Origin of the sequence: Pseudactinotalea sp. (assembly GCF_048594945.1) — a bacterium.
In the GTDB taxonomy this organism is placed as follows: domain Bacteria; phylum Actinomycetota; class Actinomycetes; order Actinomycetales; family Beutenbergiaceae; genus Pseudactinotalea.
This window is the reverse complement of record NZ_JBMDXJ010000073.1, coordinates 1-7320: the sequence shown is the minus strand read 5'-3', so window position 1 is coordinate 7320 and position 7320 is coordinate 1. Positions and strand designations below refer to the sequence as shown.

The following is a 7320-nucleotide window of genomic DNA, read 5'->3' as shown; positions in this document are numbered from 1 at the left end:
GGGCCTGAACATGTCGCGCGCGACGATCCTGCGGAACGTCCACAAGTTGACGTCCCCGCCCTGCTTGGACTGGTCGGCGTCGACCGCGAGCACGTCATCACCCGGGTTCGGGTCGAACACGCGCGGCAGCGGTTCCAGGGTCCGCGGGTTGGGCGCGGAGAAGCTCAGCAGCGGTGAGCCCCAGAAGTCCGGCTGCACCGACCGCCAGTGCTCGTACCTCTCGGGTCGCTCGATCGTCTGGTCGCCCTCGACATGGTCGACGGCGAAGCACACGCTGACCGCCTGGATGTTGCCCGGGTCAGCACTCGCCGGGGCGCTGGGCTCCCCGGTGTCCGACTGTGCCTCGGCACCGACGACGTACTCGGTACCGGTCAGCAGCAGCAGCTCGCCTGTCTCGGTCGCATCGATGACGTAGGTCGCCTCGATCAGGATGTCCTCGCCCGTGCGGGCATCACGGAGGGTGACCGCGCGCACATGGTCGTGCTCGACGTCGGCAGCGACCGGGCGCACCGGCTGCAGCACACGCAACGCACCCGAAGCCCGCCAGCGGGCCAGCATCTCGTCGATCACGGCGACCGCCACGCGCGGCTCGTGGCAGAGCTTGCTCACCCACCCGGCGCCGGGGTTCAGGTCGCGCCGGGCACGAGCGGCATCGGTGAGCGGGTAGTTCGCGCGGTAGTAGGCGCGGATGCGCTCGCGCAGCTCGCGGTAGCTGCCGGTGGCACCGAACATCTCGATCCATGGGTGCTCGTCCGGCGGCACGGCCTGCGAGGTCAGCTGACCACCGAGCCAGGCGTACTCCTCGGTGAGCACCACCTGGTGCCCGCGGCGCAGCGCGGCAAGGGCCGCGGCCACACCGCCGAGGCCACCGCCGACGACGAGGATGTCAGTGCGCAGGGAAGTTGGCATGGGCGTGTTCCGATCAGCTCTTGACGGCACCGGCGATGCCTTCGATGAAAGTCTTCTGCAGCAGCAGGAAGACGACGATGGTGGGCAGCACGCTGATCGTGGCCGCAGCGGCGAGACCGGCGTAGTCGGTGCCCTCCTGGCCGAAGAAGTTGTACATTCCCACGCCGAGCGTGCGGAGCTCGGGGTTGCCGAGCGTGAACACCAGGGGCACGAAGAACGCGCTCCAGGCGCTGATGAAGTTGAGCAGGGCGACGGTGCCGATCACGGGCTTGGCCAACGGCATCATGATCAGGGCGAAGATCCGCAGGAACCCGACGCCGTCCACCTTCGCCGCGTCCTCCAGCTCGGAGGGGATGCCGGCGAAGAACCCCATGAACAGCAGCACCGGCACCACCTGCACAGGGCCTGCCTGGGCCAGCGCCGCACCGAGGAGGCTGCTGCCCAGACCCAGCTCGTTGACCAGCAGGAACACCGGGATGATCGTGTAGCCGTGCGGGATGAACATCGTCGCCACCAGACCGGCGATGATCCACTTCTTGAGCGGCAGGCCGGGGCGGGACAGGGCATATCCCGACAGCGAGGACACGAGCAGGACGATGCCGACGACCAGGACCGTGAAGACGATCGTGTTGAGGGTGTAGGCGCCGAACTTCGCGGTGGTCCAGGCACGGACGAAGTTGTCGAGCGTGGGCTCTTCCGGGATCAGGTGCAGGCCGCCCAGCAGCATCTCGCGCTGTGACTTGAAGGCTGCCGAGAACATCCAGATGAAGGGATAGACCCACAGCACGCAGAACGGGAGGAGGAACAGGTGCCACAGCTGCGGCCGCCATCGGCGCAGCGACCTCCTGCTGTGGAATAGCTTGGGCAGGTCGTCAGCCGTGCGAGTCGGTTCCACGACGTCGATGCTCATACCGACACCCGCCTCTGATAGCGCAGTGCCGGTGCCTGCATCAAGGTGAGGACGAGCGTGAGCATCCCGAAGACCACGCCGGCAGCGCACGCGAACCCGTACCGCGGCGCCTGCATCTCCGGGTCGAATGCGAACCGGTAGATGAAGGTCGGGACGACGTCGGTGGAGTAGATTGGACCGCCCGCCGTCATAGCCTGCACGAGGTCGAACGTCCCGAGACTGCGCTGAAACAGCAGCAGCATGATCACGATGGCGATCGGCGCCATGACCGGCACCATGATGTGTCGCACCACCGACGAGCGGCGCGCACCGTCGAGCTGGGCGGCCTCGATGAGCTCCTTGGGCACGGTCTGCAGTGCGGCGAGCCAGTACACGAGCGAGACCCCGAATCCTTTCCACAGGTCGATCACCATCAGCGACGGCAACGCTGAGCTCGTCGAGCCCAGGAAGTTGATGGGAGCGTCGATCAGACCGAGCGTCAGCAACGCGTCGTTGACCGAACCACGCACGGGATCCAACAGGGCGACGAAGACGATGCCGACGACCGCCGTCGTCGTCACGACCGGCACGAACAGGGCGAGGCGATAGAGGTTGCGACCACGCAGGCGCACGTTGTTCAGCAGGATCGCGAAGACCAGCGCGAGCGGGAGCTCGACGCCGATCGCCACCAACGAGAACAGGAACGAGTGCCAGAACGCCCGCCAGAAGGCCGCGTTGCTCGCGACCTCGACGAAGTTGGCCAGACCCACCCAGTCGGTCGGTGTACCGACGCCGTCCCAGTCGAAGAACGAGTACCACCAGCTAGCGACGATCGGCCACAAGGTGAAGCCGCCGAACGTCACCAGCAACGGGACCAGCAGCAGGAAGCACCAGAGGTACTCCCGCCGCTGGGCCGCCGTCCGCCGTGTTCGTACCGCCACTGACTCAGCTCGCCGCGTCGTAGGGCTGCAGCGGGTCCCAGTCGGGGAACGTGATGTCCTCGGGCGAGGCGTCACCGCTCGCGAAGACCTCCTCGAGGAGCGCCTGCACGCTCTCGTCGAGCGCGGCCGCCTTCGGAGCGAACTCCTCGTTCTTGATCATCGACTCCAGCGCTGAGTCGGTGAACCGGAGCTCGGGACGCTGAGCACGGGCCTCGAGCACCGCCGCCCCGCCGGCGCTGGCGAGCTTCGGGTTGGGCACCACCAGCATCGTCGACTCAGCGACCTCGAGCATCTGGCTCAGATCCTGATCGTTGCGTGCGTCGTCCTCCCACACGCTCTGCATGGCCGTAAGCGTCCCGAACTCCTCGTAGTAGGCACGGTAGAACTCCTCCGAGGCCAGGAAGTCCAGGAGCAACCACGACTCCTCGGGGTGCTCGGTCTCGGCCGACATCGACCACAGCGGGTCGAACTGCTGCACGATCGGCGTATACGACCCACGCCCGGCGTCCGGCACCGGAGCCGCGATGATCCCCATCTCGATCTCCGGGTTGAGCTTGCGGATCTCGGCGATGTGCCAGGCCTGCGCCGTATACATCGCGAAGCTGCCGGCCGCGAACTCCGTGTACGAGCGCGCACTGTCGAACGTCTCCCACCCGGTGATCAACGTGCCGTCGGCGTTCATCCGCCGCATCAGCTCCACCGCCTCGACCATGATCGGGTTCGCCGCGTCAGGCGCCCCGGTGATGAGGTTGATGCCATCGCCCGGGATCGAGTACGGCACGCCCTGCCGTGACAGCCTGACGATCCCCGAGGCCTGGCCGGGCTCGACTCCGAACACGCGACCACCGCCGTCGGTGGTGACAGCCTTGGCGATCTCCTCGATCTCGCCCCATGTTGTCGGTAAGGCGTCGAAGCCGCTCGCCGAGAGCAGTTGCTTGTTGTAGACGAACAGGTCCATCGCCGACCACCGACCCCAGACCAACGGGATCGAGACGAGCGCGCCGTCGCGGTGCACGCCGGAGCTCGCGGGGTCCATGGTGCCCTCGGGGAATCTGGCGAGGAAGTCGTCCGTGACGAACTCGTCGAGCGGGCGGGCCCAGCCCCGGCTGTAGAGCTGGTCGAATCCGGCTGCCTGGGCACGGTAAATGTCCGGGGCGTTGCCTTGCTGGAACATCAGCTCGACTGCCGTGATCTGCTGATCCGCCGGGTTCTCGATCACCTTGATCGTGATGCCGGGGTTTGCAGCTTCGAACGCATCGAACTGGGCCCGGTAGAACTCGCCCGCACCCGGAGGGTCGGGGATGATCGCGACGGTCAGCTCGACACTCGCGCCACCGCCGCTGCTGCTTCCACCTCCACCCGGGGCGTCGGATCCGCAGGCGGCAAGGCCGAGCCCGGCGGCGGCTCCGAGTCCGGCGGTGAGCAGGCTGCGGCGAGAGATCTGGGCAGGGAAATAGTGGGTCATCTCCGTCTTCCTTGTCGGTGGTTGCGGTGGCTCAGCGGCGAGCCGCGTGCACGTCGGCGAGACCGACGCGCGTCCGCTGGGTTGCTGGATCGGTATCGGTGAACGCCACCCAGGCGCCGTCGGGCGAGAACCCAGGGTGGCCATGGCGTGGGTGGACGCCGCCGAAGTGGATGTCGGCGACCGGCGTGGGTGCAAATGCGCCGGTCATGCTGACGAGCTCGATGCGGCCGATCGAGGCTTCCGGGTTGGTCGGGTCGCCCTCCCACCCCGGGAAGAGCCACGGCGGCCGCGCCGGTCCGGCGTCGACGACGGCGAGATCGCCCTGCCGGCTGATCGAGGCGTGGTTGTAGTCCGCAGCCTTGACGATCAGCCGTGGCTCGCGCTCGTCCGGCCAGATCTGCCAGAGCCCCGGTGTGCCCTCGCACGGGGTGTTGGAGGGCTGCGTGGTGTCGGCGGCGACGGTGACGCAGTACACGTCGTCGAAGGCCCACGCCTCGTGACCGGTGGGAACGATGCCCTCGCCGGCGATCTGATCCCAGATCTTCTTGCCACGCGGCGCGTGCTCGGGGTGCATCGCCCACAGTCGGTTGTACGGGCCGTAGTTGTGCGCGAAGCGACTCTGGTTGGCGAACCCGATCCAACTCGGATCGGCTTCGCAGTACTGGAAGTGCGCCAGCTCGGTGGCGGAGTCGAGGAGCTGGGTCACCTCGCCGGTGACCAGGTCGATCTCGACGAGCACGCTCGGGCCGGTCTTCTTGCCAGGCGGGTAATAGGAGGCGAGGCACCGATCTGCATGGGGATGGAGGGTGACGATCACCGAGAGCTCGTGGCGCTCGGGCGGCGTGAACACCGGGCGGGTCGTGACGGTCTCGGCCTCGATGTCGATCGCGATCACCTGGTTGCTGAACATCGTGACGATCCGAGTGCCGTCCGTTGCGACGTCGTACCAGCTGTATGGATTCGCGGGATCGATCGGGTTGCCGAAGCGGCACAGCTCGCGCTCCGCGCCGGTCTCGAGGTCGATCAGGTGCAGGCTCATCGTGGCGGGCTCGAGCTCGATCTGCCCGACGACGATGCCGGTCGTGGTTCCTTCGGCATCCGTGACGAAGCCGTTGAGGTGCGGATAGGTGACGTACCGGTACTGCTCGAAGCTGGTCAGGTACCGCGGTGCGAGCACGCTGCTGTCCTTCGTCTGGCCACGTCGCCGTGGCGGCTCAAGCGCCGGGCAGCGCCTTGCGCCATGATCATGGCGCCTTCCATAGTGGGCTGTCAAGCCATCTGACCTGCAGTTTCTCTGACAAGTTAGTTTCATGTGAATATGCGGCGGGAGGTTGTAGGCTCTGGCGATGATCTCTACGAGGCGAGCCGCTGCCGCCGGTGGCGCGCGCCAAGGCGGCGGCGACCAGGCATTGCTGCGCCGCATCAACCTCGGGGCAGCGCTCGACCGATTCCGTGCCGGCGCGGCCACGGTCGCGCAGATCGGTGACGCGGTCGGCGTCTCGCGCACGGCCGCCCAGCAGATCGTGAACCAGCTGCTCGACCTGCGATGGGTGGCCGAGGAGAAGCCTGCAGGTGCCAGCGCTCCCCAGATCGGCCCAGCGCCGCGCCGCTATCGGTACCGGGCTGAAGCGGGCTACGTCGCCGGCATCGACCTGGGTCGGCACCGCATCCGTGCCGTGATCTCCGACCTCAGCGGCGAGCCGGTCGCGTCGCTCTCGTTCGAGATCGATCCCGAGGTGGGACCCCAGGAACGGCTCGCCGCCGCACGCGGCGTTCTGGAGACCTGCTGCCAGCAGGCGAAGGTGAGGTACAGCCAGCTCTGGGTCGTGGTGGCGGGGGCTCGCGGCGTCATTCACGAGGGCCGGATCGTGGCTGCCGGCGGGATGCCCGGCTGGACCGGCCTGGACCTGCAGTCCGAGCTTGGTGCGCTTGTGGAACGGCCCCTGTTGGTCGGCAACGACTGCAACATCGCGACTGTGGGCGAGCACTGGAAGGGTGCCGGTCAAGGCGTCGACAGCCTGGTGAACATCGCGGTCGGGCAGTCGATCGGCGCCGGCATCATGGTCGATGGCCGGTTGCTCACCGGCTTCCGCGGGTATGCGAGCGAGATCCATCACCTCCCGTTCCTGCGCTGGCGTGGCGCGGCGGCGCGACTCAAGGAGCGCCCAGATGAGGAGGTCGACATCAAGTCGGTCTTCGACCGCACACGCGAGGGCGATGCCGCCGCCCAGCAGCGGGTCGACGACTACACGCACGCCCTCGCGGAGGGCGTCGCTGCCCTGGTCGCGACGATCGATCCCGAGCTCGTGGTGATCGGCGGCGGACTCTCGGCCGGCGGCGAGACGCTCCTGGAGCCACTGCGTCGGCACCTCGAGCCACTCACCGCACGCATGCCGCGACTAGAGCTGTCGCCCCTGGGGCCGGACGCCGTCACTCTCGGCGCGATCCGCATCGCCCTCCACGAGGTGGACCGCCTGATCGACCTCGCCACGGACCGACTTGAGGAGTTTCCCAGACCTCTTCGACGGGTCGTCGCCCCCTGACGTCTGCCGCCGCGGATCTGCACGATCCTCGCCTGGCCCACCCGCCAGGCACGTCCGCGGAAGCGCCGACCCTCGTACAAACGTACGCATCGAGAGTGCGACGATGGCAGCAATGGCGGCGACGCTGCCGGTGGTCGAAGACGAGCTCAGCGGTGACCGAGACCTTGACTGGATCGCGAACGAGCTGGGGAGTCTGGCCGCCACACTGGCTGACACGACAGGTCGGTCCTGCTCCTGCTGGCGGAGTTCGATCAGCGGGCCGGCTGGCAGTCGCAGGAGATCGCTTCGACCAGCCAATGGCTGAGCTGGCACAGCAGGCAGCAGCTCCACGACCGAGGTGTGCACCGGCACCGCATGCCCCAGCACCGTGGCGAGCCGCCCACCCGCATCGGGTGCTGGATCGGCGCCCGCTACCCCTTCCGCTCCGGCCGCTGCCAGCTGGCGCGAGCGGCACCCGGGCACCGAGTCCGATCACCGCGACCCTGAGCGGGTCCGTCAGCTCGTCGGCATGCCTGATCCTGACATGATCACATCACCAGCAGGCTGGTGGCATCCGGGACCGGGAGCGCTTCG

Annotated in this window: 6 protein-coding genes; 1 reads left to right on the top strand and 5 read right to left on the bottom strand. The window is 67.8% G+C overall.

Going from position 1 to position 7320, the window contains the following annotated elements; genetic code table 11:
• From ACOJSN_RS03360 to ACOJSN_RS03340, 5 genes are all read right to left on the bottom strand, one after another.
• Nucleotides 1–909 (bottom strand): FAD-dependent oxidoreductase (locus ACOJSN_RS03360; RefSeq protein WP_420111096.1); only part of this gene is annotated, 909 nt, incomplete at its 3' end.
• 13 nt (nucleotides 910–922) lie between these two features.
• Nucleotides 923–1819, bottom strand: coding sequence for a carbohydrate ABC transporter permease (locus ACOJSN_RS03355; protein ID WP_420111095.1), 897 nt, complete (start codon nucleotides 1817–1819; stop codon nucleotides 923–925).
• The gene (locus ACOJSN_RS03350) at nucleotides 1816–2739 is read right to left on the bottom strand and encodes a carbohydrate ABC transporter permease (RefSeq protein ID WP_420111094.1); all 924 of its coding nucleotides are present in this window, start codon (nucleotides 2737–2739) and stop codon (nucleotides 1816–1818) included. Before ACOJSN_RS03350 ends, ACOJSN_RS03355 begins: the two co-directional genes overlap by 4 nt.
• Before the next feature lie 4 nt (nucleotides 2740–2743).
• Nucleotides 2744–4204, bottom strand: coding sequence for an ABC transporter substrate-binding protein (locus ACOJSN_RS03345; protein ID WP_420111093.1), 1461 nt, complete (start codon nucleotides 4202–4204; stop codon nucleotides 2744–2746).
• Nucleotides 4205–4235: 31 nt separating this feature from the next.
• Complete coding sequence (locus ACOJSN_RS03340; RefSeq protein ID WP_420111092.1) at nucleotides 4236–5381, bottom strand: hypothetical protein; 1146 nt, start codon at nucleotides 5379–5381, stop codon at nucleotides 4236–4238.
• Nucleotides 5382–5550: 169 nt separating this feature from the next.
• Between ACOJSN_RS03340 and ACOJSN_RS03335 the strand changes: the two genes are divergently transcribed.
• A complete protein-coding gene (locus tag ACOJSN_RS03335) occupies nucleotides 5551–6747 on the top strand; it encodes an ROK family protein (RefSeq protein WP_420111091.1) in 1197 nt (398 codons plus the stop codon).
• The last annotated feature ends 573 nt before the right edge of the window (nucleotides 6748–7320 follow it).